Source organism: Streptomyces sp. NPDC002754, from assembly GCF_053592315.1.
This window is the reverse complement of the sequence record NZ_JBSFVM010000001.1, coordinates 1245443-1270944: the sequence shown is the minus strand read 5'-3', so window position 1 is coordinate 1270944 and position 25502 is coordinate 1245443. Positions and strand designations below refer to the sequence as shown.

Annotated in this window: 38 protein-coding genes and 1 pseudogene; 38 read left to right on the top strand and 1 reads right to left on the bottom strand. The window is 69.3% G+C overall.

The annotated features are described in order from the left end of the window. Nucleotides 1-88: 88 nt before the first annotated feature. From ACWD2L_RS06285 to ACWD2L_RS06255, 7 genes are all read left to right on the top strand, one after another. Nucleotides 89-901: an arylamine N-acetyltransferase family protein gene (locus tag ACWD2L_RS06285; protein ID WP_351331467.1), complete on the top strand. Its 813-nt coding sequence runs from the start codon at nucleotides 89-91 to the stop codon at nucleotides 899-901. A gap of 96 nt (nucleotides 902-997) precedes the next feature. Continuing rightward, nucleotides 998-2167 carry a substrate-binding domain-containing protein gene (locus ACWD2L_RS06280; protein WP_351331466.1) on the top strand — a complete coding sequence of 390 codons (1170 nt, stop codon included), beginning with the start codon at nucleotides 998-1000 and terminating at the stop codon, nucleotides 2165-2167. Between the two features lie 103 nt (nucleotides 2168-2270). Then, nucleotides 2271-3614, top strand: a complete 1344-nt coding sequence (locus ACWD2L_RS06275; RefSeq protein WP_351331465.1) for an ABC transporter substrate-binding protein — start codon at nucleotides 2271-2273, stop codon at nucleotides 3612-3614. Between the two features lie 29 nt (nucleotides 3615-3643). After that, on the top strand, nucleotides 3644-4627 hold the full coding sequence (locus ACWD2L_RS06270; RefSeq protein WP_351331464.1) for a carbohydrate ABC transporter permease: 984 nt from the start codon (nucleotides 3644-3646) through the stop codon (nucleotides 4625-4627). Beyond that, the gene (locus ACWD2L_RS06265; protein WP_351331463.1) at nucleotides 4624-5487 is read left to right on the top strand and encodes a carbohydrate ABC transporter permease; all 864 of its coding nucleotides are present in this window, start codon (nucleotides 4624-4626) and stop codon (nucleotides 5485-5487) included. Before ACWD2L_RS06270 ends, ACWD2L_RS06265 begins: the two co-directional genes overlap by 4 nt. Nucleotides 5488-5510: 23 nt before the next feature. Then, nucleotides 5511-6491, top strand: coding sequence for a hydroxyacid dehydrogenase (locus tag ACWD2L_RS06260; protein WP_351331462.1), 981 nt, complete (start codon nucleotides 5511-5513; stop codon nucleotides 6489-6491). Next, the gene (locus ACWD2L_RS06255; protein WP_351331461.1) at nucleotides 6488-8365 is read left to right on the top strand and encodes a DUF2264 domain-containing protein; all 1878 of its coding nucleotides are present in this window, start codon (nucleotides 6488-6490) and stop codon (nucleotides 8363-8365) included. The genes ACWD2L_RS06260 and ACWD2L_RS06255 overlap by 4 nt, the downstream gene beginning before the upstream one ends. A gap of 21 nt (nucleotides 8366-8386) precedes the next feature. On the opposite strand, the gene ACWD2L_RS06250 is transcribed toward ACWD2L_RS06255, so the two are convergent. Beyond that, a complete protein-coding gene (locus tag ACWD2L_RS06250) occupies nucleotides 8387-9841 on the bottom strand; it encodes an MFS transporter (protein WP_351331460.1) in 1455 nt (484 codons plus the stop codon). Nucleotides 9842-9955: 114 nt separating this feature from the next. Here ACWD2L_RS06250 and ACWD2L_RS06245 point away from each other — a divergent pair, with 114 nt between their 5' ends. The 31 genes and pseudogenes from ACWD2L_RS06245 to ACWD2L_RS06095 all read left to right on the top strand — a co-directional run bounded on the left by ACWD2L_RS06245 (nucleotide 9956) and on the right by ACWD2L_RS06095 (nucleotide 25495). Beyond that, the gene (locus tag ACWD2L_RS06245) at nucleotides 9956-10903 is read left to right on the top strand and encodes a Gfo/Idh/MocA family protein (protein ID WP_351331459.1); all 948 of its coding nucleotides are present in this window, start codon (nucleotides 9956-9958) and stop codon (nucleotides 10901-10903) included. A 37-nt stretch (nucleotides 10904-10940) separates the two neighbouring features. Then, nucleotides 10941-12134, top strand: coding sequence for a DUF4032 domain-containing protein (locus ACWD2L_RS06240; RefSeq protein WP_351331458.1), 1194 nt, complete (start codon nucleotides 10941-10943; stop codon nucleotides 12132-12134). 430 nt (nucleotides 12135-12564) lie between these two features. Next, the gene (locus tag ACWD2L_RS06235; RefSeq protein WP_351331457.1) at nucleotides 12565-13386 is read left to right on the top strand and encodes a helix-turn-helix transcriptional regulator; all 822 of its coding nucleotides are present in this window, start codon (nucleotides 12565-12567) and stop codon (nucleotides 13384-13386) included. Nucleotides 13387-13495: 109 nt separating this feature from the next. Next, nucleotides 13496-14536, top strand: a complete 1041-nt coding sequence (locus ACWD2L_RS06230; RefSeq protein WP_351331456.1) for a beta-ketoacyl-[acyl-carrier-protein] synthase family protein — start codon at nucleotides 13496-13498, stop codon at nucleotides 14534-14536. Between the two features lie 83 nt (nucleotides 14537-14619). After that, the gene (locus tag ACWD2L_RS06225) at nucleotides 14620-15288 is read left to right on the top strand and encodes a TetR/AcrR family transcriptional regulator (protein WP_351331455.1); all 669 of its coding nucleotides are present in this window, start codon (nucleotides 14620-14622) and stop codon (nucleotides 15286-15288) included. Nucleotides 15289-15296: 8 nt separating this feature from the next. Continuing rightward, a pseudogene (locus tag ACWD2L_RS06220) lies at nucleotides 15297-15698 on the top strand (SDR family NAD(P)-dependent oxidoreductase); the annotation flags it as partial. A 175-nt stretch (nucleotides 15699-15873) separates the two neighbouring features. Further along, entirely contained in the window at nucleotides 15874-16038 is a 165-nt protein-coding gene (locus tag ACWD2L_RS06215; RefSeq protein ID WP_451187569.1) for a hypothetical protein, read from the top strand. A gap of 279 nt (nucleotides 16039-16317) precedes the next feature. Further along, complete coding sequence (locus ACWD2L_RS06210) at nucleotides 16318-16506, top strand: hypothetical protein (RefSeq protein ID WP_451187566.1); 189 nt, start codon at nucleotides 16318-16320, stop codon at nucleotides 16504-16506. Beyond that, a complete protein-coding gene (locus ACWD2L_RS06205) occupies nucleotides 16503-16646 on the top strand; it encodes a hypothetical protein (protein ID WP_451187563.1) in 144 nt (47 codons plus the stop codon). The genes ACWD2L_RS06210 and ACWD2L_RS06205 overlap by 4 nt, the downstream gene beginning before the upstream one ends. Nucleotides 16647-16840: 194 nt before the next feature. Beyond that, nucleotides 16841-17185, top strand: coding sequence for a DUF7455 domain-containing protein (locus ACWD2L_RS06200; protein ID WP_451187560.1), 345 nt, complete (start codon nucleotides 16841-16843; stop codon nucleotides 17183-17185). Further along, entirely contained in the window at nucleotides 17182-17364 is a 183-nt protein-coding gene (locus ACWD2L_RS06195; RefSeq protein ID WP_451187557.1) for a hypothetical protein, read from the top strand. Before ACWD2L_RS06200 ends, ACWD2L_RS06195 begins: the two co-directional genes overlap by 4 nt. Before the next feature lie 13 nt (nucleotides 17365-17377). Further along, the gene (locus ACWD2L_RS06190) at nucleotides 17378-17620 is read left to right on the top strand and encodes a hypothetical protein (protein ID WP_451187554.1); all 243 of its coding nucleotides are present in this window, start codon (nucleotides 17378-17380) and stop codon (nucleotides 17618-17620) included. A gap of 134 nt (nucleotides 17621-17754) precedes the next feature. Beyond that, nucleotides 17755-18078, top strand: a complete 324-nt coding sequence (locus ACWD2L_RS06185; protein WP_451187551.1) for an endonuclease VII domain-containing protein — start codon at nucleotides 17755-17757, stop codon at nucleotides 18076-18078. Between the two features lie 301 nt (nucleotides 18079-18379). Beyond that, nucleotides 18380-19273, top strand: a complete 894-nt coding sequence (locus ACWD2L_RS06180) for a hypothetical protein (RefSeq protein ID WP_451187548.1) — start codon at nucleotides 18380-18382, stop codon at nucleotides 19271-19273. Next, nucleotides 19260-19622 (top strand): hypothetical protein, encoded by a 363-nt coding sequence (locus ACWD2L_RS06175; RefSeq protein WP_451187545.1) that lies wholly within the window; start codon nucleotides 19260-19262, stop codon nucleotides 19620-19622. Before ACWD2L_RS06180 ends, ACWD2L_RS06175 begins: the two co-directional genes overlap by 14 nt. Nucleotides 19623-19652: 30 nt before the next feature. Further along, nucleotides 19653-20288 (top strand): hypothetical protein, encoded by a 636-nt coding sequence (locus ACWD2L_RS06170; RefSeq protein ID WP_451187542.1) that lies wholly within the window; start codon nucleotides 19653-19655, stop codon nucleotides 20286-20288. Further along, nucleotides 20288-20476: a hypothetical protein gene (locus tag ACWD2L_RS06165; RefSeq protein ID WP_451187539.1), complete on the top strand. Its 189-nt coding sequence runs from the start codon at nucleotides 20288-20290 to the stop codon at nucleotides 20474-20476. Before ACWD2L_RS06170 ends, ACWD2L_RS06165 begins: the two co-directional genes overlap by 1 nt. After that, nucleotides 20469-20690 carry a hypothetical protein gene (locus tag ACWD2L_RS06160; protein ID WP_451187536.1) on the top strand — a complete coding sequence of 74 codons (222 nt, stop codon included), beginning with the start codon at nucleotides 20469-20471 and terminating at the stop codon, nucleotides 20688-20690. The genes ACWD2L_RS06165 and ACWD2L_RS06160 overlap by 8 nt, the downstream gene beginning before the upstream one ends. A 74-nt stretch (nucleotides 20691-20764) precedes the next feature. Continuing rightward, nucleotides 20765-20971 (top strand): hypothetical protein, encoded by a 207-nt coding sequence (locus tag ACWD2L_RS06155; RefSeq protein WP_451187533.1) that lies wholly within the window; start codon nucleotides 20765-20767, stop codon nucleotides 20969-20971. Continuing rightward, nucleotides 20961-21842, top strand: coding sequence for a bifunctional DNA primase/polymerase (locus tag ACWD2L_RS06150; RefSeq protein ID WP_451187530.1), 882 nt, complete (start codon nucleotides 20961-20963; stop codon nucleotides 21840-21842). The genes ACWD2L_RS06155 and ACWD2L_RS06150 overlap by 11 nt, the downstream gene beginning before the upstream one ends. Then, nucleotides 21839-21985, top strand: a complete 147-nt coding sequence (locus ACWD2L_RS06145) for a hypothetical protein (RefSeq protein WP_451187527.1) — start codon at nucleotides 21839-21841, stop codon at nucleotides 21983-21985. Before ACWD2L_RS06150 ends, ACWD2L_RS06145 begins: the two co-directional genes overlap by 4 nt. A gap of 179 nt (nucleotides 21986-22164) precedes the next feature. Then, entirely contained in the window at nucleotides 22165-22389 is a 225-nt protein-coding gene (locus ACWD2L_RS06140) for a hypothetical protein (protein WP_451187524.1), read from the top strand. Nucleotides 22390-22506: 117 nt separating this feature from the next. Beyond that, entirely contained in the window at nucleotides 22507-22761 is a 255-nt protein-coding gene (locus ACWD2L_RS06135) for a hypothetical protein (RefSeq protein ID WP_451187521.1), read from the top strand. A gap of 57 nt (nucleotides 22762-22818) precedes the next feature. Next, nucleotides 22819-23550 (top strand): ribonuclease H-like domain-containing protein, encoded by a 732-nt coding sequence (locus ACWD2L_RS06130; RefSeq protein ID WP_451187518.1) that lies wholly within the window; start codon nucleotides 22819-22821, stop codon nucleotides 23548-23550. Nucleotides 23551-23560: 10 nt separating this feature from the next. Continuing rightward, nucleotides 23561-23821: a dsRBD fold-containing protein gene (locus ACWD2L_RS06125; protein ID WP_451187515.1), complete on the top strand. Its 261-nt coding sequence runs from the start codon at nucleotides 23561-23563 to the stop codon at nucleotides 23819-23821. Further along, complete coding sequence (locus ACWD2L_RS06120) at nucleotides 23818-23979, top strand: hypothetical protein (protein WP_451187512.1); 162 nt, start codon at nucleotides 23818-23820, stop codon at nucleotides 23977-23979. Before ACWD2L_RS06125 ends, ACWD2L_RS06120 begins: the two co-directional genes overlap by 4 nt. Before the next feature lie 5 nt (nucleotides 23980-23984). Next, complete coding sequence (locus tag ACWD2L_RS06115; protein WP_451187745.1) at nucleotides 23985-24314, top strand: DUF3310 domain-containing protein; 330 nt, start codon at nucleotides 23985-23987, stop codon at nucleotides 24312-24314. Continuing rightward, the gene (locus tag ACWD2L_RS06110) at nucleotides 24307-24564 is read left to right on the top strand and encodes a hypothetical protein (RefSeq protein ID WP_451187509.1); all 258 of its coding nucleotides are present in this window, start codon (nucleotides 24307-24309) and stop codon (nucleotides 24562-24564) included. Before ACWD2L_RS06115 ends, ACWD2L_RS06110 begins: the two co-directional genes overlap by 8 nt. Further along, on the top strand, nucleotides 24551-24724 hold the full coding sequence (locus ACWD2L_RS06105; RefSeq protein ID WP_451187506.1) for a hypothetical protein: 174 nt from the start codon (nucleotides 24551-24553) through the stop codon (nucleotides 24722-24724). Before ACWD2L_RS06110 ends, ACWD2L_RS06105 begins: the two co-directional genes overlap by 14 nt. Further along, the gene (locus ACWD2L_RS06100; RefSeq protein ID WP_451187503.1) at nucleotides 24721-25044 is read left to right on the top strand and encodes a hypothetical protein; all 324 of its coding nucleotides are present in this window, start codon (nucleotides 24721-24723) and stop codon (nucleotides 25042-25044) included. Before ACWD2L_RS06105 ends, ACWD2L_RS06100 begins: the two co-directional genes overlap by 4 nt. Next, nucleotides 24998-25495: a hypothetical protein gene (locus tag ACWD2L_RS06095; RefSeq protein WP_451187500.1), complete on the top strand. Its 498-nt coding sequence runs from the start codon at nucleotides 24998-25000 to the stop codon at nucleotides 25493-25495. The genes ACWD2L_RS06100 and ACWD2L_RS06095 overlap by 47 nt, the downstream gene beginning before the upstream one ends. The last annotated feature ends 7 nt before the right edge of the window (nucleotides 25496-25502 follow it).

The window sequence follows — 25502 nt, the reverse complement described above, 5'->3', positions numbered from 1 at the left end:
ACCGGTCGTCGGCGCGGAAGACCGGATGAAGGCCGGGTGAAGGTCAGGCGACCCGGACTCTGCGCCGTCCGTCGGTGACACTGGCGTCATGGATCACCACCGCACCGACGCCTACCTGAACCGCATCGGCGCCGACCGCCCCGCGGCACCCACCGCGGATGCGTTGCGCACACTGCACCTGGCGCACTTGCTCGCCGTACCGTTCGAGAACCTCTCCGTGCACCTGGGCGAGGAGATCGTCCTCGACGCCGACGCGCTGGTCGCGAAGGTGGTGGACCGCGGCCGCGGCGGCTTCTGCTACGAGCTCAACGGCGCGTTCGGCGCCCTGCTTCTAGCCCTCGGCTTCGAGGTGACACCGCTCCAGGCACGGGTCGCCGGCAAGGACAGCCGCCTCGGCATCCCCTACGACCACATGGCGCTGCGCGTGCGTACGGCCGAGGGGACGACGTGGCTCGCGGACGTCGGGTTCGGCACGCACACGCACTATCCGCTGGCCTTCGACGAGCGGGGCGATCAGCCAGATCCGGCCGGGGTGTTCCGGATCGAGGACGTCGACGCGGACGCGGTCGAGGGCGCGGCCGAGGGCGACCTTCTCGTACTACGGGACGGCGACTCGCAGTATCTGCTCGAGCAACGCCCGCGCGCACTACGGGACTTCGAGGCGGGCGCCTGGTACCACCGCACCTCACCCGCCTCCCACTTCACCCAGTCCGTCGTCTGTTCGCTGCTCACCGAGGACGGCCGGATCACCCTCAGCGGTCATACGCTCACCGCCACCGTCGACGGCGAGCGCACTCTCACCGAGCTTCCCACCAACGCCTCCGTCCTCGAGGCCTACGACCAGCACTTCGGCATCGTCCTCGATCGCGTACCGCCGGAGCCGAATCCGACGGAGGGCTGACGTCCGACGCCGCCCGCTGGTTATGCTCGGCCGAAGCGTTCAGCGAAACGCTCAAACGAACAGCGGGACCAGCGGGACACGAGGGGGGCCACCAGCATGCGCGAACCGGTCGATCTCAGGCGGCAGCGGATTCTCGCCGCCGTGCAGGCGCGCGGCGCGACACGGGTCAGCGATCTGGCCACGGAGCTCGCGGTGTCGGTGGTGACGCTCCGCCGCGACGTGGAGGAGCTCGCCCGCGCCGGCAAGTTGCGCCGCGGGCACGGCGTCGCACGCCCGATCCTGCCGGAGCAGGACGAGGGCCACGACCGGAGCCAGGAACAGGGCGCGAGCCGGGCACCGGCCCCTGACCTCGGCCCGGACGGCGGCCCCGTCGCCGTCGTCGTCCCCGAGCGGCACGCGTACCTCTACGAGATGTTGCACGGCGCCCGCACCGCGTTCGAGGAGGCCGGGGTCCGGATCGCCCTGCACATCGCCCCCGCCGCCCCGGGCGCCGAACAGCCCCTCGTGGAGCGGGCATTGGCGGACGGGGCCCGCGGGCTGCTGATCGCGCCGCGCTGGCGCAGCCTCGCCACCGAGGAGGCCGACTACGCCTGGCTCGCGCGGGTGGACGTGCCCACGGTGGTGATGGAGCGCAGGCCGCGCAGGGGCAGCGCGCTGCATGCCGTGGACACCGTGTGCACCGACCACTGGTACGGCGTGCACCTCGCCGTCGAGCACCTCACCGCCCTCGGCCACCGCCGCATCGTGCTCGCCGCGCGCGACGACAGCCCGACGGCGCGCGCGGTGCGTGCCGCGTTCACCGAGATCGCGGCGGACCATCCGCAGGTCGACAAGTGGGCGGTCGCCCTCAGCTCCCCCGGAGCGGTCCCCGAGCCGGAGGCGGAGCCTGCGGTGAAGCCCCTGGAACTACCCCTTCTGCTGGATGAGTTGGGGGCCACCGGCGCCCTGCTGCACGGCGACGTCGACGCGCTGATGCTCGTCCAGTCGCTGCGCGACGCGGGCGTGCGCGTCCCGGAGGACTGCTCCGCGATCGCGTACGACGACGTGGTCGCCGGGCTCGGCAGCACTCCCCTGACCGCCGTGTCCCCGCCGAAGGCGGAGGTCGGCCGGGCGGCGGCCGAGCTGCTGCTGCACCGCCTGGGCCGGGGCGCGGGAGCGGGCGGCCCCGCCCACCGGGCCGAACTGCTGCCGACGCTCAAGGTGCGCGGTTCCACCCGTTCCGCCCCGTATCGCGACCCGCAGCCCTCAACTCCCGCCGCACACTGAGCGTTTGATCGTTTTATTTTCTTCTGATCGATCTATTGACCGCATCTCGTGAACCGATCAGGATTCCCGTGACTCGAACACGCAGGAGCCGCGGGAGGCGCCCATGCCTGGTCGACAGAGCCGTCGATCGGTGCTCGCCGCGATCACCGCGCTGCCCCTGACGGGCGCCCTTGGCGCCTGCAGCGGGAACGACAGCGCGTCGTCGGCAAGCTCTAGCTCAAGCAGGACAGGCAAGACGACCATCACCTTCTGGTCCGCCCTTCGCGGCAGCCAGGAGGTGGTGGACGAGTTCAACAAGACGCACGACCACATCCAGGTCGACTACGAGCAGGTTCCGTCCGGCACGCAGGGCGGCTATCTGAAACTGAGCAACGCGGCGCGCGCGGGCAACGCCCCCGATGTCGCCACCATCGAGTACCCCCAGCTGCCGGGCTTCGCCATCGACGGTGTCACGCGCGACATCACCGGGCTCATCAGCGACAAGCTGCGCCGCAAGCTGCTTCCGCAGGCGCTCGGCCAGACCACGTTCGAGGGGCACACCCACAGCGTGCCGCTGGACATCGAGCCGATGGTGATGCACTACCGCAAGGACCTGTTCGACAAGTACGGCTTCGACATCCCTGCCACCTGGGACGAGTTCACGGAGCTGGCACGAAAGGTGCGGCGGACAGGCGGCGGGCGCAGGCTCACGCTGTTCCCCACCGACGGGATGACGCAGTTCGCCGCCTGGGCCTGCCAGGCGGGCGCCCAGTGGTTCGACACCTCACACGGCGCGTGGAACGTCTCCATGGCGGACGCCCCGACGCGGAAGATCGCCGCGTACTGGCAGCGCCTCATCGACGAGAAACTCGTCTACAGCAACGCCTCCAGTGCCCGCATCGCCGACGCGCAGCTCGGCACGGGCCTCGTACTGACCCGGCTCAGCGGGGCCTGGGACGCGGGCGCGCAGATGAACGCGCGCCCCGAGCAGAAGGGCCAGTGGCGCATCGCGCCGCTCCCCCAGTGGACACCGGACAAGCCGTCCCTGGGCACCCACGGCGGATCCACGTTCGCCGTCACGAAGGACAGCAGGAAGCCCGAGGCCGCCATGGAGTTCATCGAGTGGCAGGTCTCGCACCCCGACGCCCTCAAGGCGCGTCTGTCCAGCGGCGCGAGCAGCCAGTACCCCACCGTGAGCGATCTGGTCCCGGTCGGCAGCAAGGCGTTCGACAAGGCGTACTACGGCGGTCAGGACATCTATCGGCTCTTCGAGGAAGAGGCGCACAAGATCCGCGACGGCTGGGTCTGGGGCCCGCGCATGACCGCGACCGGCTATGTCATGCAGGACGCGTTCGCCCGTGCGGGCGCCGGCTCCGGGTCGCTGCTGTCCGCCGTGCGCGCCGCGCAGGAGGGCACGATGCCTGATCTCAAGGCGCTCGGCCTCAATACCACCACCCGTTCCACGTGAACGCCCGCACCCCGAAAGGCAGGTGACCCATGACCGCGACAACAGCCCAAGCCCGCTCGGCCCCACCCGCCCCTCAGGCGACGAGGGATGACGCGCACAAGGCACAGCGGGCGGCCAAGCGCCGCCGCGGCGGTGCGGCCGGCGTCCTGATGGCGCCGTTCTTCGTCCTGCTCACGCTGGTCTTCCTGATCCCGGTCGGGACCGCGGTGTGGATGAGCTTCTTCAGCGACGACCAACCGGGCCTCGGCTTCGGCCCCGAACGCAGCGTCTTCGTGGGCCTGCGCTCGTACGCCGCCGTGATCACCGACCCGACGTTCCTGTCCGGGCTCGGCACGGTCGCGCTGTACTGCGTGATCTACATCCCGCTGATGGTGATCGGCTCGCTCACGCTGGCGCTGCTGCTCGACTCCGGTGTCGTACGGCTGCGGTCCTGGGCCCAGTTGGGCCTGTTCCTGCCGCACGCGGTGCCCGGCATCATCGCCGCGCTGATCTGGCTGTACCTCTACACGCCGGGCATCAGCCCGATCGTCGAGGCACTCGGCTCGGCGGACATCCAGGTCGACTTCCTCGGTCTGCACACCACGCTGCCGTCGATCGTGAACATCGCCCTGTGGTCGAACCTCGGCTACAACATGGTCATCTTCTACGCGGCCCTGCAAGCGGTCCCCCGCGAGGTCCTGGAGGCGTCCGTCGTCGACGGCGCCGGGCCGGTGCGCACCGCGCTACAGGTGAAGACCCCACTCGTGCGCTCCTCGGTGGTCATGGTCGCGATGTTCACGCTGATCTGGGCGTTGCAGCTGTTCACCGAGCCGATGCTGCTGCACCAGTCCTCGCAGATGGTCGACACCCGGTTCTCGCCGAGCATGTACATCTACGACGCGGCGTTCAGCCGCAACAACTACTCGCTCGCGGCCGCCGCCTCGGTGATCCTGCTGATCATCACCATCGCCGTCTCCTTCGGGGTCACCCGCTGGACCAACCGCGTCAACTCGGCCGAGGAGGAAGCCCGATGAGCGCCACCGACTCCACCCTCCTTCGCCCCCGGACGCTGGGGCGCGCGACGGTCAATGTCGTCGTCGCGATCTCCGTCCTCTACACGCTGCTTCCGGTCCTGTGGCTGGTCCTCGCCTCGACGAAGTCCCGCGACGCCCTGTTCAGCAGCAACATCCTGTCCTTCAGCGACTTCTCCCTCGTACAGAACCTCAAGGACCTGTTCGCGATGGACGGCGGCCTGTACAGCCGCTGGTACGGCAACAGCCTGCTGTACGCGGTCGCGGGCGCCGCCATCGGCGCGCTGATCAGCGTGGCCTGCGGCTACGCCTTCGACAAGTACCACTTCCGGCACAAGGAGAAGCTGTTCGGCCTGGTGCTCGCGGCGGTCATGGTGCCGCAGACGGTGCTCGCGCTGCCGCTGTACCTGATCGCGTCGGCGACCGGCGTCGTGAACACCTTCTGGTCGGTGTTCATCCCGGTCCTGTTCAACCCGTTCGGCGTGTACCTCGGCCGCATCTTCGCCCAGGGCTACGTACCCAACGAGGTCCTGGAGGCCGCGCGCGTCGACGGCGCGAGCGAACTCGCGACGTACTTCAAGGTCGCGCTGCGGATGCTGGGCCCCGGCCTGGTCACCGTCTTCCTCTTCCAGCTCACCACGATCTGGAACAACTTCTTCCTGCCGATGGTGATGCTGTCCGACCAAGATCTGTATCCCGTCAGCCTCGGCCTGTTCCAATGGAACAGCCAGGCGACCGTCTCGCCCGAGTACTACCCGGTGGTGATCATGGGCTCGCTCCTCGCGGTCCTTCCTCTCGTCCTCGCGTTCATCTTCCTCCAGCGCTTCTGGAAGTCCGGCCTGACGGCGGGGTCGGTCAAGTGAGCAGGCTCCGCGCGGCGTTGGTCATGTCCCCCCAGGCCGCGGCGGCCGTCTTCACGCCGCGGTCGATGGCCGCGCTGACCGAGGTCTGCGACCTCGCCCCGCTTCCCGTACTCGACGCTCTGACGACGGAGCGGGCGAAGAAGGTGCTCGCCGGCGTCGAGGTGCTCGTCACCGGCTGGGGCTGCCCGCCGCTCGACGCCGACGTACTGGCGGCGGCGCCCGCGCTCAAAGCCGTGGTGCACTCGGCCGGTTCGGTGCGAGGGCACGTCACCGATGCCTGCTGGGAGCGTGGCATCGCGGTGTCCTCGGCGGCGGCGGCGAACGCGCTACCGGTCGCCGAGTACACCCTCGCGATGATCCTGCTGCACGGCAAGCACGTGCTCGAACGCGCCCGCGACTTCCACCGCGAGCGCGAGCGCGGCGACTGGCTGCTCACCTCGCCCGAGGTGGGCAACTACCGCCGCACGGTGGGCCTCCTGTCCGCCTCGCTCATTGGCCGCCGCGTGATCGAACTGCTGCGCCCCTTCGACTTCGAGGTGCTGCTGCACGATCCGTACGTCTCCGAGGAGGACGCGTCGGAGCTCGGAGTGGAGCGGGTGGGCCTGCCCGAACTCTTCACGCGCAGCGACCTGTTGAGCGTCCACACGCCGCTGCTGCCCGCCACGACCGGGCTTGTCAGCAGGGAGCTGCTGAGTTCGATGCGGCCGGGCGCCACGCTCATCAACACCGCGCGCGGCGCCGTCGTCGACCAGGACGCCCTGACCGACGTGGTCCGCGCGGGCCGCATCCGCGCGGTCCTCGACGTCACGGACCCGGAGGTGCTGCCCGCGGACCACCCGCTGTGGGACTGCCCGAACGCGCTGATCACCCCCCATCTGGCGGGTTCCCAGGGCAGCGAGTGGCAGCGCCTCGCCGACACCGCGGTCGGCGAACTGACGCGCTGGTCCAGGGGCGACGGCTTCGCCCATCCCGTACGACGCGAAAGGCTGGCGTACCTCGCATGACAACCACCCCGTTCGATCTCCCGGCAGAAGACCGGGAGTTGAGCCCGCACACCGGTTTCACCCGTGCGCACTGGGAGGCCGTCGCCGACGGACTGCTCGGGGCGGCCTGGCGGTGGGCGACGCCCGAGGGCGCGCTGCTCGACCTGCCCGGCCGGCCCTCGGCGTCCGGTGTCCGCTCGGACGGCCTCGAGGGGTACGCCCGTACCTTCCTGGCGGCCGGCTTCCGGGTCGCGGGCGCGCAGGGCAAGGACCCGCACGGCTGGCTCGACCGGTACGCGTCCGGCCTCGCGGCGGGCACCCGCACGCCGGGGCGCGACGACGCCGAGTCCTGGCCGCTGATCCTCGACCACCACATCCAGGGCCAGCCGATGGTGGAGTCCGCGTCGGTGGCGCTCGGCCTGTCGCTGACGCGCCCGTGGCTGTGGGACCGGCTCGACGGCGACGTACAGGACCGGGCGGAGAAGTGGCTGCGCGGCGCGATCGCGCACACGCCCGCGCCGAACAACTGGTACCTCTTCCCGTTCATGGTGGCCTCGTTCCTGGAGTCCGTCGGCCGGTCCGACGCGGCGACGGCCCGCGCCATCCAGCGGGCGCTCGACCTGCTGGAGACCTGGTACGAGGGCGACGGCTGGTACCGCGACGGCGACGGCCGGGCCTTCGACCACTACAACGGGTGGGCGCTGCACCTGTACCCGATGCTGCACGCGCACCTGACGGGCGACTCCGCCCTGTCGCAGCGAATGGGTCCGCGGCTGCGCGAGCACCTCGACGGGTTCTCGCTGCTCTTCGGCGGTGACGGGGCACCGATCCACTTCGGGCGTTCGCTCACCTACCGGTTCGCGGCGTCGGCGGCCGTCGGCATCGGCGCGGTCACCGGGCACACGCCGCTGTCCCCGGGCGCGTCACGCCGTCTGATCAGCGGGAACCTGCGCTACTTCCTGGACCGTGGCGGCGTCACGGACGAGGGTCTGCTCAGCCTCGGCTGGCACGGCCCGCACGACGCGACGCTGCAGAACTACTCGGGCCCGGCGTCCCCGTACTGGGCATCGAAGGGATTCGTCTCGCTGCTGGCGGGCGAGGACGATCCGCTGTGGACGGCGACCGAGGAAGTGGCGCCGAGCGAGGGCCCCGACCGGGTGCTCGCGCTGCCCGCGCCCGGCCTGCTGGTGCAGTCCACGCAGGTGGACGGCATCGTGCGGCTGCACAACCACGGCAGCGACCACGTCCGCCCCTTCGAGGGCGAGGACGCGGCCGAGGCCGACTCCCTCTACAGCCACCAGGCCTACTCCACGCACACCGGGCCCACGTCCCCGTCCAACGCGGCGGACAACCATCTCTCGGTCGAGGTCGGCGGCATCGCCAGCGCCCGGCGCCGCATCCACCCGCTGGGGGCGGGTCAGGGCGACGGCTGGGGCTGGGCGGCGTCCTGGCACCGGCCGGTGTTCACGTCCGGTCCGCCGATGGTGCCGGGGCTCCGCGTCGAGAGCGTGACCGTGGCGCGCGGCGCGTACGAGCTGCGCGTGCACCGGGTGGTCGGTGCCCCGCACGGGGCGCGAGTGACGCTCACCGGCTGGGCCACGGAGGCGCTGCACTCGGAGCTGGTCGGCCTGCGCGGCTGGGACCGGCGGGACGAAGTGCGTGCGCCCCAGGGCACGGCGTTCGAGCCGTGGGTACGGGTCCCGCGCCTGGCAGCGGACGTCGAGGGGACGACGGTGTTGGCGGCGCTGGCCGCACTCGGCGCGGAGCCGCCGCACACGCCCCTCGTGGACGCCGCGTCCGATGTCGCCCTCCTGGACGGGGAGTTGACGGTTCACTGGGCCGACGGCGCGCGCACCGTCGTCGGGTTCGAGCCGCCGCACGTTCAGCACGCCTGAGAGACGTCGGCGGTCGCCTCCTCACGCTCTCTTCGCGGTGGGCGCCGGGGCCGCGGCGCCCGCGACGGTGCGGCCCGACGGGCCGTCGGAGGGGACGGCCAGGGCGACCGCCGCCGCCACCAGGGCCACCGAACCCGCCATCGCGAAGGCGAGCTGATAACCGGCCAGGGACGGTACTTCGGCGCCGCCGACCCGCGTCGTGTGGTGCACGAGCACGGCGACGACGGCGGCGCTGGAGACGGCCTGCCCGATGGTGCGCATGAGGACGTTGACGCCGTTCGCGGAGGCCGTCGCGGAGGCCGGGACGGCACGCAGGATCAGCGTGGGCAGCGCCGAGTACGCGAGGGTGGTGCCGGTCGAGACGACGGCGGCGCCGACGAGGATCACCCACAGGTCGGTGCTGTCGACGATACGGACCGCGTAGCCGATGGCGAGGACCACGCCCCCGATGGCGAGCGTGATCCGAGGGCCCCGTACGGCGGAGATCCGGGCCGAGACCGGTGAGAACAGCAGCATGATGATGCCGCTGGGCAGCATGCACAGGCCGGTCGCGACGATGGACAGGCCCAGCCCGTAGCCGGTGGCGACGGGGGCCTGCACGAGCTGCGCCGTGACGAGCGAGTTGGCGTAGAAGGCGAAGCCGGTGAACAGCGCCGCGAGGTGCGGAAGCCCGACCCGGCGGCCGACGGCCAGGCGCAGGTCCACCAGGGGCCGCTCGATGCGCAGTTGCTGCCACGCCCACAGGCCGAGGACCACGAAGGCGCCCGCGAACAGGCCGAGGACGGCGGGGCTCCCCCAGCCCCACTGGCCGCCCTGCGAGACGCCGAGCAGCAGGCAGACGAGGCCCGCGGCGAGCCCCAGCGTGCCGAGCAGGTCGAAGCGCCCCGGGGAGCGGACCGGTGACTCGCGCACCGCCCACCAGGCGAGGCCGAGGCCGAGCGCGCCGAGGGCGCTGGTCGCCCAGAACATGACGTGCCAGTTGGCGTACTGGACGATGAGCGCGGCCAGCGGCAGGCCGAGGCCCGCGCCGATGCCGACCGTCGAGCTCATGAGGGCGACGGCGGATCCGGTGCGGTGCGGCGGGAGTTCGTCGCGCAGGATGCTGATGGACAGCGGCACGACGGCGGCCGCGGCGCCTTGCAGGGCGCGGGCGGCGATGAGCACCCGGATGTCGGAGGTCAGCGCGCACACCACCGAGCCCGCGGTCATGAGGGCGAGCGCGCCGAGCAGCACGCGCCGCTTGCCGTACATGTCGCCGGCCCGGCCGAGGACCGGGGTGAGGACGGCGCCTGCGAGCAGGGTCGCGGTGACCATCCAGGACACGGCGGCGGGCGAGGCGCCGGTCAGCCGCGGCAGATCGGGCAGGAGCGGGACGACGACGGTCTGCATGACCGCCATGAGGATGCCGCCGAAGGCGAGCACGGGCACGGCGAACCGCTCGCGCGGGCGCGGCGCCGATATCGGTGCAGTATTCATGTGTCTCCGGTCGACCGGTTCGGTGCGTCAGTATTCTCCGAACCCCATGCCCTGTCTCTACCACTCGGCCCGCCCTCTGTGCATGGGGCAACCAACTGGCGGATACTGCCGTTCATGACCACTTCCACCCCGCTCACCGATTCCCGCCCTGCGCGCTTCGGCCTCGTCGGCACCGGCTCATGGGCCGGGCGGACGTACGCTCCCACGCTCGATGCCCACAAGGACGTCGACCTCGTCGGGATCTGGGGGCGCAGGCCACAGGCGGCGGCCGAGCTCGCGGCGGAGCACGGCACGACGGCGTACGACGATGTGGACGCCCTGTTCGCGGCGAGCGACGTCGTGGCGTTCGCGGTGCCGCCGGACGTGCAGGCCCCGCTCGCCGCGCGGGCCGCCGCGGCGGGCTGTCATCTGCTCCTCGACAAGCCTTTGGCGACCCGTCCCGACGCGGCCCGCGCCGTCGTGGAGGCGGCGGACACCGCGGGCGTCGCGTCGACCGTCTTCTGCACGCTGCGGCACGCACCGGTCACCGCGGCCTGGGTCGCCGAACAGGCCGGAACGGACGGCTGGTTCACAGGTCGCGCCGACTGGAACGCCGCGCTGTACACGCCCGGCGACGACGCGCACGTGCGGGCCACGACACCGTGGCGGGCCGAGAAGGGCGCCCTGTGGGACGTCGGTCCGCACGCCCTTTCCGTGCTGCTGCCGATCCTGGGCGACGTGCGGACGGTGGCGGCGCACGCCGGCCCCGGTGACACGGTGCATCTCGTGTTCCAGCACGCGGGCGGCGTCTCCAGCACGTCGACGCTGAGCTTGACCACGCCCCCGGCGGCGGCCGGCACCACGGTCGAACTGCGGGGCACGCTGGGCGTGTCGGCGATGCCGACGGGCACCGGCACGGCCCAGGAGGCGCTGGCCCGCGCCGTCGACACGCTGCTGGCGGCGGCGCGCGGCGGCCCGGCGCACCCGTGCGACGCCCGGTTCGGCCTGCGGCTCACGGAGACCCTCGCGGCGGCCGAACGCTCCCTGGCGTCGGGGCGCGCGGAACCGGTCCTCGAACTCTAGGCCGAGGCGGCGTCGGGCCCCCTTTACGCTGGTGGTCATGCCGCTCGAGATCAGCGCCACCAACCCCGAGCACCCGGTGCTCCTGCTCGCCCTGCCCTGGCACATCCCGCTTGAGGAGTGGCCCGAGGAGTACCTGGTGCCGCTTCCGCGCGGCATCTCGCGGCACGTGGTGCGCTACGCGCGCGCCGGGGACGAGGTCGTCGCCGTGAAGGAGCTGGCCGAGCGCCCGGCACTGCGCGAGTACGAACTGCTGCGCACGCTCGACCGGTTGGGGATCCCCGCGGTGGATCCGCTCGCCGTGGTCACGGGCCGCGAGCAGTCCGACGGGTCCCCGCTGGAGCCCGTGCTCATCACACGGCACCTGGGCGGTTCGCTGCCGTACCGCTCGATGTTCGAGACGACGCTGCGGCCGACGACCGTGCACCGGCTGATGGACGCGCTGGCCGTGCTCCTCGTGCGGCTGCATCTCAGCGGCTTCGCCTGGGGCGACTGCTCGCTGTCCAACACCCTCTTCCGTCGGGACGCGGGCGCGTACGCCGCCTATCTGGTGGACGCGGAGACCGGCGAGCTGCACCCGCGGTTGAGCGACGGGCAGCGGGAGTACGACATCGATCTGGCGCGGGTGAACATCGCGGGCGAGATGCTCGACCTGGAGGCGTCGGGCGCGCTGCACCCGTCGATCGATCCGATCGAGTTCGGTACGGAGATCGTGCAGCGGTACTCGAACCTGTGGACCGAGTTGACGCGTACGTCGGTGTACCCGGCCGGTAAGCACCACTACATGGACCGCCGCATCCGCCGGCTCAACGATCTGGGCTTCGACGTGGCCGAGATGCAGATCTCCCGATCTCCGCACGGCGACACCGTCACGTTCGTGCCGAAGGTCGTCGACGCGGGCCACCATCAGCGTCAACTACTGCGCCTGACCGGCATGGACGCCGAGGAGAACCAGGCGCGTCGGCTCCTCGCCGACCTGGAGAGCTGGATGGCGACGCAGGAGGACGCGGCCGACGCGCGCCCCGAGGTCCTCGCCCACCGCTGGGTCCGTGACGTGTTCCGCCCCACGGTCCGCGCCGTCCGCGACCGGGTGTCCACGCCGATGGACCCGGCCGAGCTGTACCACCAACTCCTTGAGCACCGCTGGTACTTGTCCGAGCGCGCCCAGCACGACATCGGCCTCGACGCGGCGGCCGACGACTACGTACGGAGTGTGCACAAGGCCGGCCGGTGACGCGGCGCGGGACCGGGCGCGGTCGGTGCCGTGGCCGCTACGTGATGGCGAGTGACGGCACCGACCGCAGCCAGTGACCTCCACCGGCCGCCCGGACGAGTATGGGCGTTTGCGTCTCACAACGCATTTTCCGGCCACATGTAACGCAATTGGTGGCCCGGCCCCACTCGCACCTGCGTGAACGGTCGCAGAGGCTTGTGGGTTACCCGTAGCGGAAAATTTCAGCCATTTTCGAGTGGCCCGGCACAAGTGCCGCAACGCCGCGCCCACATGCGCACGGGCGAGGAAACCAGCAGGTGGGCAACCCAACTCTCGCCATCATGACGCATCGCCTGATCGTTTTCTTCGGGCAATGTTTATTACCAAAGACCTTGGGACTATTTAGACTGCGGACGCTCAACCCGGCGTGAACAACGAGGGATTACCCACCATGAACAAGACGGCGCTTCGGGCCCTGCTCCGTGAACGGCGCGCCCTCATAGCCCCCGAATCCCACGGCTTCAGCAGGCCGACGGGGCAAGGTCGCCGCGCCCCCGGCCTCTCCCAGCACCAGGTCGACCAGTTGCTGCACCGGACGCTCGGCACGTACCACCGGCTGGAGTCGGGCACGTACCCGAACGCGCCGGCGGAACTGCTGCGCGATGTGGCGCGGCTGTTCGGGCTCAATGAGCAGGAGTGGGTGCTGCTGTGCCGCTACGCACTGCTGCAGGACCCGCCGGGGCCGCTGTATCCGACGTCGGGCAAGGAGATCCCCGGCGTGTGGCAGGAAGCGGTCGACGGCATCGACCACATCGCGTACGTCTCGGACGCGTCCTGGGACCTGCTGGCGTGCAACCGGGCGTTCACGGAGCTGTTCCCCGACCACCGGCCCCCGGTGAACACCATGCGCTGGATGCTGCTCGACCGGCACGCCCGCCACATGCTGGTGGACTGGCGGAACGCATGGGCGCCGCTGCTCCTGCCCCAGTTGCGCGCCGCGCTCGCCGCGCGCCCCGACGACGACACGCTCGCCCAGATCGAGAAGGAGGTGCTGGCCGACCCGGAAGCGGCCCCGATCTACGAGTCGGGCGGCTCCGCCATGCACCCCGACGGCGACGAACGGCCGTTGCTGCACGCCCGTTTGGGCCCCGGCTGGGCGACGATGTGCGCGGCCCAGCCGCTCACCACGCCAGGTGCGCGCCTGATGATCCTGGTCTTCCACGCGGGCGTACACCGCGCACACCCCAGGAACCCCGCCCTGCGCGCAGGCTGATTTCCGCCCCTCAGGCCACACCTCCCCGTGGCATACGCGTCGGAGCGACGTAGGTTGAGCAGGCCCCCCACAGCCCTCTTCAACCCCTTGAGCCCCGTGGGAGTCAGCCATGCCCGCCTACGTCTCGATGCCGCACACCGTCCTCGGCGCCCACAAGGTGACCACCGACGAGATCGCGGACGACATACGCGCCCGTCATCCGGGCCATCCGCGGATCGCCGCCGCGGTGCGCGCCGTTCAGGGATGCGGCGTACGGACCCGCTACTTCTCCCGACCGCTCGATTCCCCCACGGTCGCGGGCGTGGCGGGCATCGCCGAGCGTGCCCCCACCGCGTTCGCGGACGCGCTCGACCTCGCCGAACAGGCGGCCGCCTCGGCCATCGCGGCGGCGGGCCTGAGAACGGAGGACCTGGACGGCGTGGTCACCACGCACTCCACCGGGTGGGCGGCGCCCAACCTGGACGTCCACCTCATGACCCGGCTCGGGCTGCGGCCCACCGCCCGTTCCCTCGCCCATACGACGCTGGCCTGCACGGGCGGCACCAAGTCGCTGATCAGGGCGGCGGACATGGTGGCGGCCCGCCCCGGCAGCAGGGTGCTCGTGGTCGCCGCCGAGGTGATCTCCGCCGTCTACCACCACAGCGACACCGGCATCGACGCGATGATCTACAAGGCGCTGTTCGGCGACTCGGCCGGAGCGGCCGTCGTCAGCGACGAGCCGCTCGGCCCCGGCTTCGCATGCGAGGACAGCTTCGAGCACGTCCTCGCGGACACCGCCGGCCAGTTGGGCGGCCGGATCACCGCCGACGGCCTGCACTTCGACGCCACGAAGCAGGGCCGCGCGGCCTTCGGTGTGACCCTGCCGAGCCTGACCGGCTGGCTCGGCGCGCGCCCCACCGACTTCGCCGTGATCCATCCGGGCAGCCCGCGGATCATCGGGGACACGGCCACGGCCCTGGGGCTGACCGAGCACGACGCCCGCCACTCCACGGCCACGCTCACCGACGAGGGGAACCTGGGCGGCGTGAGCGTCCTCCGCGTCCTGGAGCGCACCCACCAGGAGCCGCCGCCCGCGGGCAGCCGCGGAACGATGGTCGCGTACGGCCCCGGCTTCACGACCGCCGCGCTGCACGGGCACTGGCACGCCTGACGGACCAGGTCACACACACCTCCGCATGAATGTCCCGACGGGACATGTGTCCCATTGGGACATTCGGGTGTACTGTCGAAGACATGAAGGCGAACGAGGCCACCAACCCCCGACCCGCCGGCGACCGCCGACAGGCCAAGGCCCGCCGGACGCGTGAAGCGCTCGCGGAGGCCGCCGTCGAGCTGGTGCTCGACCGCGGGCTCGGCGAGGTGACCGTCGAGGCCATCGCCGAGCGCGCGGACGTCACCCGCCGCACCTTCAGCCGGCATTTCACCGGCAAGGAGGACGCGGCCCTGGACTTCACCCGTGCCGACGGCGCGGGGATCAACGCGGCGCTGCGCGAGCGCCCCGCCGGCGAGCCGCCACTGCTCGCCTACCGCGGAGCGGTCGCGGACTGGCTCGCCGACCGGAGGACTTCCGCCTGGCACCACCGTCCGCGGCTGCGCGAGCTGTACGCCGTCGTGGACACGGAGCCCGCCCTCTTCGCCGCGTACGAACGCATCCGGGTCGACGCCCAGGACGAGTCCGTACGCATCATCGCCGACCGGCTCGGCACCGACCCGGCCCGGGACCCACGTCCCGAGGTCGTCGTCGGCGCCGCCGCCGGAGTGCTGACCGCCGCGCTGCGCACCTGGGCGCGCGGCGCGGGCACGGACGCCGAAGACCTCGCCGATCTGGTGGCGCGGGCCTACGACGCCCTCATCGAGGAGGCCGCCGACGCGGCGGCCCCCGACGTCGCAACCAGAAAGTGAATCGCACCATGAGCACCATCCCCACCACCGGCAACGTGACGGACTACGCCGCCGAGTTCGCCGGCAGGACCGCCCTCGTCACCGGCTCCGCCTCCGGCATCGGCCTGGCCACCGCCCGCCGCCTCGGCCGCGGCGGCGCGAACGTCGTCATCGCGGACTACAACGAGAAGGGCGCCCAGGAGGCCGCCGAGACGCTGAAGGCGGAGGGCCTGAAGGCCGCCGCGGTCGCCGTCGACGTGACCGACCACGCCTCGGTCGAGGCGGCCGTCCGCTTCACCGTCGACACGTTCGGCGGGCTCGACCTGGCCGTGAACAACGCCGGTATCGGCGGCGCGAGCGCCCCCACGGGCGAGTACGACATCGACGTGTACGACCGCGTGGTGCGGACGAACCTGGACGGCGTCTTCTACGTTTAGGTTCCTGACCTGCGATAACGCGAGCGTGTGACGCAAGCATACGCCCACCCCCTCACCGGACTGGTGCAGGGGCTTTTTTGTACCTACATCCCCCACAGACCGGGGCCCCGAGCTGGCAGCGCTCAGGGCCCTTTTCCCATCCCCAACTGCTGCCACTGTAGGAGTAGTTATGCCTCCGTTCATGTGGATCGGTGACCTGTTCGGGAACTACGTCGTCGTTGTGGAGCACGGCTGGGCGGTTCTCCTCGCCTTCGCCTACCTCGCCCTCACGATGTCCGTCCCCTATCTCGCGAATCTGCCGCAGCTCACGCCGCGATGGATTGGCCAGAAGTAGCCCCTCGGAGGGGGTCGGCTTCGGTCGGCCTCCCCTCACACTCCCCCGTGCGCTCTTCGCCGGGGGCTGCCGCTCCCCTTCTGTGACGGACGGGTTGTAGCGGCTAACCCCGGCGTCGCCCTTGGGATGGTGGCGACGCCGGGGGCCAAATACCGGAGGGTGATGCGGAAACCAGGGAGAAGGGGCTTCGCTCCCTCTCCCCCTGTCCCTGGCCCCTGGTTCGATTCCAGGCCCCTCCTCTAACCCCTTTCCCTTTCCCTTTCCCCAGGGGGCATCCCCATGCCTGATTTCATCCCGGTCGCGAGCCTTGTCCTTTACGGCGGCAGCATTCGCGACCAGCACGGCGAATTCATCGTCGAGGACACCGACGGCGAGCGTTACACCCTCATCAACTTTGAAGGCGAATCCCTCCGGGGCGTCCGCCGAAACTCTATCCGACCGATCCCCGAAGAAGTTGATCCGTCATGACTGACGAAGAGTTCGACAGCCTTCGCAAGGAGATCGCCGCCTACGTGAAGACGACGACCTTTCCCGCGCCCGTTACGTCCACCAAGGATAAGTACGAGGCCCACTCGCACCACGCCGAATTCGAATCGTCCCGTCACTGAAAGCTGGTACATCCCATGGCTGCTCGCCCCGGATACAAGCACCACATGGCCAAACTCACGGCCACTCAGGTCCGCCAGGCCCGGAAGTCGTACGCCACCGGCAAGTGGACTTATGCGCGTCTCGCCGCGAAATACGGCGTCACACGTCAGGCAATGCAGGCCGCCGTCACAGGCCAAACCTGGAGCAGTGTGACATGAACTCTGCCGACGCCTGGCACGAAAGCAACGACGTCTGGCCGCACAACCCCGACGGGGATATGTCGCCCATCCTTCAGGCGTCCGTGCAGGTCGAAAAGGAACGCCGGGCCGCCGCTATTGCGCGGCACCCGTCCGGAAAGGGGATCCCGATGCCGACGCTCACCGCGCATGACCGTTGCGACGGGTGCGGGGCCGCCGCCCTCTACCGCGTCGCCGACGTCTCTAGCCAGGCCAGCAAGACGCTCGACTTCTGTGGCCACCACTACCGCAAGCACAGCCCCAACCTGCTCAAGAAGGGGTGGACCACCCTGGTTCAGCCCGAAGGAGTTGTTTCGTCATGAGCCGTGAACGAATTCAGCGCAAGCCCAGCCGCGCGATCATCCACGAGTACGAGACTGCGGCCGACCTCGAACGCTTCGACAAGGCGCAGACGGCACGGCAGCGGGCACAGAAGGCAACGCGGGAAGCCGACCAGTTCCTCGACTGGGCGGTCTGGGATGGGCGCCGCCGTGGCCGGTGAGCAGCGTTGGGTCATGTCCAAGCACGCCACCGAACGTGCCTTGGACATGGCTGTCGACGGCGAAGCCATCCGCGACGTCCTCGACAGTCCGCAGGGCGCGCACGAGCACCCGGACTATCCGGGATGCGAGATGTGGACCCGCGGCCGGATCTGCCTGGCTGTGAACCCGGTCGAGCGCGTCGTCATCACCGTGATGTGGGCGACGCGCGGCCGGATGGATCGAGAAGACAACGACGAAGCCTTCTGGCGTGACTGACAAGAGGCTCGATGACAACTGAAAAACCTTGCACGGACTGTGCGGCCGGCTGGAGTGACAACACCCCGTCACCCCGGTACTGGCGCCCAGCCCCACACCCGGGGCCGAGGTGCTCGACCCACTGGCGGGCAGAGGTGAAGCGCCGGAAGGCCGCAGCGCACGAGAAGCGCGTCCAGGCGACGTACGGCCTGGGGCCGGGCGAGTACGACCGGCTGTACGCCTTCCAGGGCGGAAAGTGCGCCCTCTGTCGCAGGGCCACCGGCGCTACTAGGAAGCTGGCCGTCGACCACGATCATGCGACCGGGGCTCCCCGCGGCCTGCTCTGCTCGCCGTGCAATCGCCACATCCTCGGGCACGCCCGCGACGAAATTGCCTTCTTCCGCCGCTGCATCGTCTACCTCTACACAACTCCATACGAACGGATGCGTAATGGCGGAACCTTTCACGAAGGGCTCTGACAGGGTCTTTTGCCACTTCTGTGAGCGACCGGTCAAGCCGACAGTCGAGGGCCGCTACTGGAAGCACAACACCCCGTCGGGCGGAGAGTGTGACGCATCCCGGACCTTCATCCCCAAAGAGGAGGCGTCATGCGTATCCAACCCGACTGCGAACTCGACGACTGCCCCGTCTGCGGAGTCCTCGCCGGACGGTGCCCGCCCGGATGCCGGGTCTGTGACTACTTCGACGCCCTCTTCCCCATCCTCGCCGGCACCGGCGGCCGATGCGTCGACTGCGACTGCCCCGGATGTGCTGCCCGGCGTGAGCGAGTACGCCGAAGCGCTGGACAGGGTGGTGTTTAGCCAGCCGGCGCCGATGTTCTCTCAGCCGGCACCGAAGCCGACGGCAGAGCCGACGGTCCCGATGACCGACCTGGGCAAGGAGATCGCCACCAGGTTCAAGGAGATCTTTTACGCGTATGACAACCGACGCTCCGCAGACAACCGGTCAGCCCAAGTCACCATGGGACCGTCTGGATTGGGTACGCCGTGCGACCGCCGGCTGGCTCTGTCCCTCATGCGAATGCCCCCTGTCAATCCAGGGGGTGACGGGTGGGCTGCCTTCGTCGGGACCTGCATACACGCGGGCCTCGCTGACATGTACGTGTGGGCTTCGGGTACTTCTGGCCGTTTCGCCTCCGAGATGCCGCTGACGTTCCCGTCGAGGCTCGTCCCGAAGGGGACGGGTGATCTCTTGGACCGCACCCTGTGCCTGTTCGTCGACTTCAAGGCGATGGGCCGCTGGTCGAGGAACAAGCTCCGCACCAAGGGCCCGTCCCAGACGTACAGGGTGCAGGTTCACACCTACGCGAAAGGCGCCCGCGACAGCGGCGAGGTCATCGACCACGTCGCGATCATCGCCCTGCCCAGGGACGAAGCCTCCCTCGACGACATGTACGTGTGGACAGAGCCGTACAACCCGAAGATCCCGGCCGACGCCTTCGCGAGAGTCGAGGCGATCAACGCCAAGGTCGAGACAGCCAAGGCGGAGTTGCACGAGCTGTACCCCGTCGACGTGGAGCCCTCACGGCAGCTCGATCTGGAGATCAAGACCCGCGTCGCTGCCGGTTTCGACGTCGCCGATGACTGCCGATTTTGCAGATTCCATCTCCCCAACGCCCGCAGCATCAAGGACGGTTGCAATGGCCGACGCTGAGTGGTCACCGTCCCCGGCCGTCGCCTACCTGGAGGACGGCTACGAGAGCCGGTCCCGGGTCTCGGAAGGCTGGTACCACGCCCCCGCGAACGCCCTCGGCGCCGCCCAGGTCATCTACCGGCGGGGCTTCTACCAGGTCGAGGAAGACATCAACTCCAACTGTGTGCGGGGCGACTGCTACTGCGGAGCCCTGCCGAGCCGGTACTGCTCGATGGATCCTCCGTCGGACGCCGAGCTCGACGCCTGGGTTCAAGACCCCCTCGCCAATGACCCGGCGTTCTGGGGCGCGATCGAGGCCCACATCGACAAGCACCACTCCTATCCGCGCGCGCCCAACACCCTGCTCTGAACCCGCGAAACAAAGGAACAACAACCGAATATGGCCTTCTCACAGCCCTCTGCCGCCTCTGGCGGAGAGTTCGAGCCGAGGAACTTCAACGGCCGACTCCTGATGATCTACGCGAAGCACTACAACCCCGAGGTGCAGACGAAGTTCGGGCCGTCTCAGGCCGCAGACGTCGACGTCATCGTCGTCGACCAGCAGGACCCGACGACCGGGAAGCCGGTCATCGCCCTCGACGCCAAGCTCTTCGGGAACCTCGCGAAGTCCGTCCGCAACGACGTCGGCGGCGTCGTCCTCGGGCGCCTCGGCCAGGTCCCCACAGCGAACGGAAACCCGGCATGGGTTCTGGAGAACTTCACCGACGCCGACGCATCGATGGCGGGTCCGATCGATCAAGCGTACCGGGCGGGCCAGTTCCGGCAGCCCTCCCAGAGTGGGATCGCTGCCCAGAACCCGCTTTCTGCGGCCACCCCGCCGCCTGCCCAGGACCCGTGGGCGGCAGTGAGTCCCCCTGTGGCCTCGCCGGCTGCTCCCCCGACGCCTGCGGCTACCCCGCCTGCCTCGACGGTTGACCCCGCCCTCGTCGCTTTCCTGGCGTCGAAGGGTGTGCAGGTGACACCGCAGATGGATCAGGCGACCTGCGAGGCCATCGCCCGCAGCTTCCCCGCGTAATGGCCATCCTGGTCGTCACGGACGACACCTTCGAGATCGACGACGAAGACATCTCCGATCTCGTCGTCGCATACCAGATCGAACACCGGGCTGGCGAAGTGCCACGGCTCTCCCTGGAGCTTCTGGCGGACGACACCCGAATCCGAATCAACGGCAAGACCCTCAAGGAGATGTTCACCCGTGACTGAGACCACCACCGAAGGCACCCCGAAGCGCGGCCGGAAGCCCGACCCGCTGGTCGCCTACCGCAAGGCCCACGACAAGGCCGAGCGTGCACGCAAGGCCTACGAGAAGGTCCAGGCCCTCGCCACCGCTAAGGCCGAAGCCGAGGAGGCCGAGCAGGCGGCGTACCTGTCTCTTCAGAAGGCTCTGGGCGACATCCCCGTCCCCCCGGCCGCCTGAGACCGCCGGGGGCGGGTGCCCGAGCGCTGCCGCTCTACAGCCCGCCCCCGGCCCCTTCCCCCTGAGAGGGCTGCATGGAGCACGAAGTAGTGAAGTCGCACCACGAGTGCCGGTGCCGGGACTGTGACCCGATCACAGCGATGGCCGAGCGGGTGGACGCCTGGAAGGCGTCGGTCGCGCTCCTCGCCGAACGGCAGTGGCCGGAGGACGACCCCGTCACCCCCGACACGGTCGCCGGCCTCGCGAACTGGCTGCTGTACGGGCCGCGGGATGACGACTAGCCGTCTGGCTGACGCACTCCGGGCAGTCCAGCGGGGCTGGTGGATCTTCCCGGTAGAGCCGGGCGAGAAGACGCCGCACCGGATCCGGCCGAACGCCCCGTACACGATCCGCTGGTCGGAGGCGGCCACTACCGATATCGCCACGGTCGCTTCGTGGTGGACGCAGTCCCCGAACGCAAACATCGGGATCGCGGCAAACCCCTCCAACCTCCTCATAGTTGACTGCGACGAGCCGAAGCGGGAGAACCAGCTCGATGACACACCTTGGGCGTATCTACATGAACGACTCGGGCCGCTGGTCGATGGAGCTGACGTTCTGCGGGAGATGTGCAGCCGTTTCGCAGACTCTTACGATCGGTTCGAGCAGACCTACCGTGTCTGCACCGCCAGCATGGGACTGCATCTGTACTTCCGCTGGCCCGAAGCTGTTCAGGCGTCTCAAGCGTCGCCTGTCCCTGGCCTGGTGGATATTCGCTGCAACGGCGGCCAGAAGGGCGGGTACGTCCTAGCCGCCGGTTCGGAGACGGAGAAGGGCCCGTACGTCCCCGAGAACGACCTCCCGGTGGCCGACGCCCCCGCCTGGCTGGTCGAACTCTGCCGGGAGAAGCCGAAACCGAAGCCGGTGAAGCCCCGCTTCAGCCAGCCCGGCAACGCCAACTATGCGGGCCTCGTCGAGGCCGTCCGCTACGCCGGTGAAGGCAACCGCAACAACTGCCTTCTCTGGGCGGCCCGTTCGATGTGTGAGGACGGCGCCACCGAGGACGACGCCGTCGCTGTGCTGCTTCCCGCAGCATCCGAGGCGGGCCTGTTCGAGCGAGACATCAGGGCCACCATCCGGTCCGCCTATCGGCTTCAAGGAGCCCTGTCGTGATCAAGTACTTCATCCTCGTCATGTGGCTCACCCTGTCGGCCATATCCTTCGCCACCGGCGACACCCTCTGGGGGTGGCTCGACCTCGCGTTCGGCGCCGTCACCTTCGTGGTCTTCCTGTCCATCGAGAGCCGTGGCCGCTAAGAAGCGTGCCGAGTGCGGGCTGCTGTGCTGCACGGTGTCACCGACCGTGGTCGACAAGATCCGCGCTGACATCACCGAATGGAAAGCCGGCGGCTGGGCTGCGGCCGTCGCCCCCGGCCCCGGCTGCTCCTGCGGCCTACGCGGAAACGACGAAGAGTGCAGGAGGCACCCTCGTGATGATGACCCAAGTTGTCCAGGTGAAGTTCCTGGGCACTGAACGCCTCTACACCTATGCGTGGGACTTCGACCCGCTCATGGATCAGCAGGCCCTGACCCTCGGCGACCGCGTCGCCGTCCCACCCAACGCTCTCAATCCGGAGGGTAGTTCGGGGATCGTCGCGGCCCTCGGGTCCACGTACAGCGGGCAGATGGCCCGCATCGTCGGGAGGGTCAATGCCTCCTAAGCCGAAGGCGCCGGCCCCTTCCTCGAAGGGCCGGAAAAAGAAGGACAGCCAGCCGACGCAGAGGCCTCCGATGCAGCGGGTCAAGGTCATCGGCGCGGATGGAAAGGTGCGTTGGGTGTGGCGCCCTTGGTGAGGGAACGGCCGCCCCGCGGGCGTCGCATCAAGACGCTCGCCCTTCCCGGCGACGAGAAGGACATCCTGGCCGCGCTGATAGCGCAGGCGATCAAGCGGGACAACCGGTTCAACGCCGAGGAACGCAACACGCTCCTGTGCGTGAATCAGCGCCTCATCTACAGGCTGAACACCTGCATCGCCGAGTACTGCCCCATCTGTGGGGGCTTTGTCTGGGACGGCCAGACACCCCTTCTCTGAAGGCGAGACATGTCAAACAACTTCATACCGAAGCCCGACGGCCCTCGAATCCTTTCGTTGGACATCGAGACGAGTCCGATCGTCGGGCACCAGTGGCGGATGTTCAAGACGAGCATCGGCATCAACCAGATCATCGAGCACCCCCGCACTATGTGCTTCGGCGCGAAGTTCATGGACCAGAGGAAGGTGCACTTCTACAGCGAGTACGAGCACGGCCCGGACGTCATGTTCCGCGCCGCCTACGACCTGCTGTCTGAGGCTGACGTCGTCATGCATTACAACGGTGACGGCTTCGACCTGCCCCGGTTGAACACCGAGATCCTCCTGACCCCCGGGCTCGGGACCCCGCCGGCGCCGTACAAGAGCATCGACCTGCTGAAGGTCATGAGGAAGCACTTCGCGTTCCCCTCCAACAAGCTCGCGTACATCTCCCAGCGCCTCGGCCTGGAAGGCAAGGTCCAGCACGAAGGTCACACTCTGTGGATCAAGTGCATGGCCGGCGACCCCAAGGCCTGGGCCCGCATGAAGCGCTACAACGTCCAGGACGTGCGCCTCCTCGAAGAGGTCTACGAGCTGGTCCGCCCATGGATCACCAACCACCCCCACCACGGCCTTTACTCGGGCATCGACGACGCGTGCCCGAACTGCGGCGGCAGGGACATGCAGCGCCGCGGGTTCGCTATCACCACCACTGGCCGCTACCAGCAGTACTGCTGCAAAACGTGCGGGACCTGGTCCCGCAGCAACCGCCGCTCCGGCGGAGTCACCACCACACAAACGAAAAGCTAAGGGGATCAACGTGAGCGACAACGTCAACGACCTGGAATCTCAGTCGGCAGACCTGCACCACGTCATCCTCACCGACGGGACTTCGACGCTCGCCCAGATCCTGCACGTAGACGACAAGGACGAGGAGCGGGTGCTCGCCGAAGGGACAGCGAAGCGTCACCGCGGCGACCGCCGCAACGCCGACCTCGGGGTGGCCCTCGCCATGGGGCGGGCGTACGCCGAACTCTCCAAGAAGTACATGCGGTTGGCCGACGAACTGGGCGCCGGATGAAGACCCTCGCCGCCGGGATCGTCGTCGGGTTCGTCCTCGCCAAAGCCATCGCCTGGGCCGAAATCCGGTACGCGCTCGCCGACTTGGATGCCCGCTACGAAGACTTGTGTTGCGGACCGTGCTCCGCGTTCAACGACGAGGAGGACGACGAGTGGTGAACCAGATGATCGACCCGGAGGGCAACACCCACCCCGAGATGGCCGGCTGCGGGCAGGTCGGGTGCAAGCCGGTCGACCCGAACGACGTCGACGACCGCGAGGACGAGGCCCCACAGACCCCGTACGACGCGCCGCCGAAGCACTACGCCGGTAAGGGCGGCCTTGACCCGTGGGCGGTGTGGGACGCCTTCGACCTCGACCGGTACACCGCGAACGCCGTGAAGTACCTGCTACGCGCCGGAAAGAAGGACATCGCGCCCAGGCTCGATGACTTGAAGAAGGCCCGCAACTACATCAACAAGCTCATCGAGGTGGAGGAGGGGCGTAGTGGATGACCTGATCGACGACGACGATGTCCTGGTCTTCACCGAGGGCGGCACTGTCACCCACGTCCTCCCCCGCCTGGCGAGCCCCAACTCTGGCGCCGACGCTCTTTGCGGCAGGTCGGGATGGCCGGTCGGCTGGTACGGCACCGGCACCCAGGACGAGTACGAACGCGCCCGGGACCTCCCGCTATGCGTCCGCTGCCAGGCCGTACTGCGACACCAACGGATGGGGAGGGCTTCCGCCCTTGACTGCGATTGACGTCGACAGCGACGGAGACACCGTCATCGTCTCCATACCGCTGGCCAGCGCGGCGTTCGAACTCACACCCCGGCAGGCCTTCAACGTCGTGACCGAGCTGCTGAGACACATCGACCGTGCCCGCACCTACGCGGCGACGAAACGAAAGGAGTCGACGTGAGCGAAGCGGACCGATTCCTGGGCATTCAGCGGATCGCGATCGTCGACGCGACCGGCGTACCCGGCCACTACACACCACTCGACCACTACAGGTTCGATGAACACGGCACCTGGGGCTACTGCCCGCACTGCCGGTTTGTTGTCACCGTCGCCGAAGACGGCCGGATGCTCGCCCACGAACGCCTCGCCGGCGCTTTCGCCAAACGGTGGTGCGAGGGCGACGGGCAGCCACCAGACATTTATTACCGATCTGAGCAACAGGAGGAGGGCGCAGATGATGACACCGCCCCTTCCGGGGACGATCATCCTGACGCAGATTGAGGGCTTGACCGGCCAGTTCGTCAGGCTGCTCCAGGCCCTCAACGGCGACCCCACTCCGTGGACACACGTCGCGATGATGGTCGACAACCAGATGCTGTTCGAGTCGCAGCCCGACGGCGCCCGTCTCACGCCGTGGGTCGACTACCGGCGACGCCCGTACGTCGAAGTCCCCACCGACCTCACCTTCGACCAGCGCCTCGACCTGGTCATCGAAGCAAAGAAGCGGGTCGGTGCTGGCTACAACTGGCCGACCTATCTGTATCTCGCCGCGTACCGGCTGAGGCTGCCGCTCGCGACGTCGACGCTTCGCCGGCGAGTCACCAAAGACCGCAGCAAGTTCACGTGCTCGCAGGTCATCGACGACATCCACCGGGCCTGCGGGCTCACCCTCTTCACCGGCAAACGCCTCCCCTACGACGTGACACCAGCGGACTTCGCTCGACTGCTCTGAAAGGGGA

What these genes read in the sequence shown, in the direction of transcription:
- ACWD2L_RS06215 (WP_451187569.1), top strand. Translation starts at nt 15,874, where the DNA reads ATGCCTCCGTTCATGTGGATCGGTGACCTGTTCGGGAACTACGTCGTC.
- ACWD2L_RS06260 (WP_351331462.1), top strand. Translation starts at nt 5,511, where the DNA reads ATGTCCCCCCAGGCCGCGGCGGCCGTCTTCACGCCGCGGTCGATGGCC.
- ACWD2L_RS06265 (WP_351331463.1), top strand. Translation starts at nt 4,624, where the DNA reads ATGAGCGCCACCGACTCCACCCTCCTTCGCCCCCGGACGCTGGGGCGC.
- ACWD2L_RS06150 (WP_451187530.1), top strand. Translation starts at nt 20,961, where the DNA reads ATGACGACTAGCCGTCTGGCTGACGCACTCCGGGCAGTCCAGCGGGGC.
- ACWD2L_RS06190 (WP_451187554.1), top strand. Translation starts at nt 17,378, where the DNA reads ATGTCCAAGCACGCCACCGAACGTGCCTTGGACATGGCTGTCGACGGC.
- ACWD2L_RS06170 (WP_451187542.1), top strand. Translation starts at nt 19,653, where the DNA reads ATGGCCTTCTCACAGCCCTCTGCCGCCTCTGGCGGAGAGTTCGAGCCG.
- ACWD2L_RS06210 (WP_451187566.1), top strand. Translation starts at nt 16,318, where the DNA reads ATGCCTGATTTCATCCCGGTCGCGAGCCTTGTCCTTTACGGCGGCAGC.
- ACWD2L_RS06140 (WP_451187524.1), top strand. Translation starts at nt 22,165, where the DNA reads ATGACCCAAGTTGTCCAGGTGAAGTTCCTGGGCACTGAACGCCTCTAC.
- ACWD2L_RS06240 (WP_351331458.1), top strand. Translation starts at nt 10,941, where the DNA reads ATGCCGCTCGAGATCAGCGCCACCAACCCCGAGCACCCGGTGCTCCTG.
- ACWD2L_RS06230 (WP_351331456.1), top strand. Translation starts at nt 13,496, where the DNA reads ATGCCCGCCTACGTCTCGATGCCGCACACCGTCCTCGGCGCCCACAAG.
- ACWD2L_RS06275 (WP_351331465.1), top strand. Translation starts at nt 2,271, where the DNA reads ATGCCTGGTCGACAGAGCCGTCGATCGGTGCTCGCCGCGATCACCGCG.
- ACWD2L_RS06270 (WP_351331464.1), top strand. Translation starts at nt 3,644, where the DNA reads ATGACCGCGACAACAGCCCAAGCCCGCTCGGCCCCACCCGCCCCTCAG.
- ACWD2L_RS06195 (WP_451187557.1), top strand. Translation starts at nt 17,182, where the DNA reads ATGAGCCGTGAACGAATTCAGCGCAAGCCCAGCCGCGCGATCATCCAC.
- ACWD2L_RS06200 (WP_451187560.1), top strand. Translation starts at nt 16,841, where the DNA reads ATGAACTCTGCCGACGCCTGGCACGAAAGCAACGACGTCTGGCCGCAC.
- ACWD2L_RS06225 (WP_351331455.1), top strand. Translation starts at nt 14,620, where the DNA reads ATGAAGGCGAACGAGGCCACCAACCCCCGACCCGCCGGCGACCGCCGA.
- ACWD2L_RS06285 (WP_351331467.1), top strand. Translation starts at nt 89, where the DNA reads ATGGATCACCACCGCACCGACGCCTACCTGAACCGCATCGGCGCCGAC.
- ACWD2L_RS06245 (WP_351331459.1), top strand. Translation starts at nt 9,956, where the DNA reads ATGACCACTTCCACCCCGCTCACCGATTCCCGCCCTGCGCGCTTCGGC.
- ACWD2L_RS06250 (WP_351331460.1), bottom strand. Translation starts at nt 9,841, where the DNA reads ATGAATACTGCACCGATATCGGCGCCGCGCCCGCGCGAGCGGTTCGCC.
- ACWD2L_RS06155 (WP_451187533.1), top strand. Translation starts at nt 20,765, where the DNA reads ATGGAGCACGAAGTAGTGAAGTCGCACCACGAGTGCCGGTGCCGGGAC.
- ACWD2L_RS06120 (WP_451187512.1), top strand. Translation starts at nt 23,818, where the DNA reads ATGAAGACCCTCGCCGCCGGGATCGTCGTCGGGTTCGTCCTCGCCAAA.
- ACWD2L_RS06165 (WP_451187539.1), top strand. Translation starts at nt 20,288, where the DNA reads ATGGCCATCCTGGTCGTCACGGACGACACCTTCGAGATCGACGACGAA.
- ACWD2L_RS06235 (WP_351331457.1), top strand. Translation starts at nt 12,565, where the DNA reads ATGAACAAGACGGCGCTTCGGGCCCTGCTCCGTGAACGGCGCGCCCTC.
- ACWD2L_RS06175 (WP_451187545.1), top strand. Translation starts at nt 19,260, where the DNA reads ATGGCCGACGCTGAGTGGTCACCGTCCCCGGCCGTCGCCTACCTGGAG.
- ACWD2L_RS06095 (WP_451187500.1), top strand. Translation starts at nt 24,998, where the DNA reads ATGATGACACCGCCCCTTCCGGGGACGATCATCCTGACGCAGATTGAG.
- ACWD2L_RS06280 (WP_351331466.1), top strand. Translation starts at nt 998, where the DNA reads ATGCGCGAACCGGTCGATCTCAGGCGGCAGCGGATTCTCGCCGCCGTG.
- ACWD2L_RS06205 (WP_451187563.1), top strand. Translation starts at nt 16,503, where the DNA reads ATGACTGACGAAGAGTTCGACAGCCTTCGCAAGGAGATCGCCGCCTAC.
- ACWD2L_RS06255 (WP_351331461.1), top strand. Translation starts at nt 6,488, where the DNA reads ATGACAACCACCCCGTTCGATCTCCCGGCAGAAGACCGGGAGTTGAGC.
- ACWD2L_RS06115 (WP_451187745.1), top strand. Translation starts at nt 23,985, where the DNA reads ATGATCGACCCGGAGGGCAACACCCACCCCGAGATGGCCGGCTGCGGG.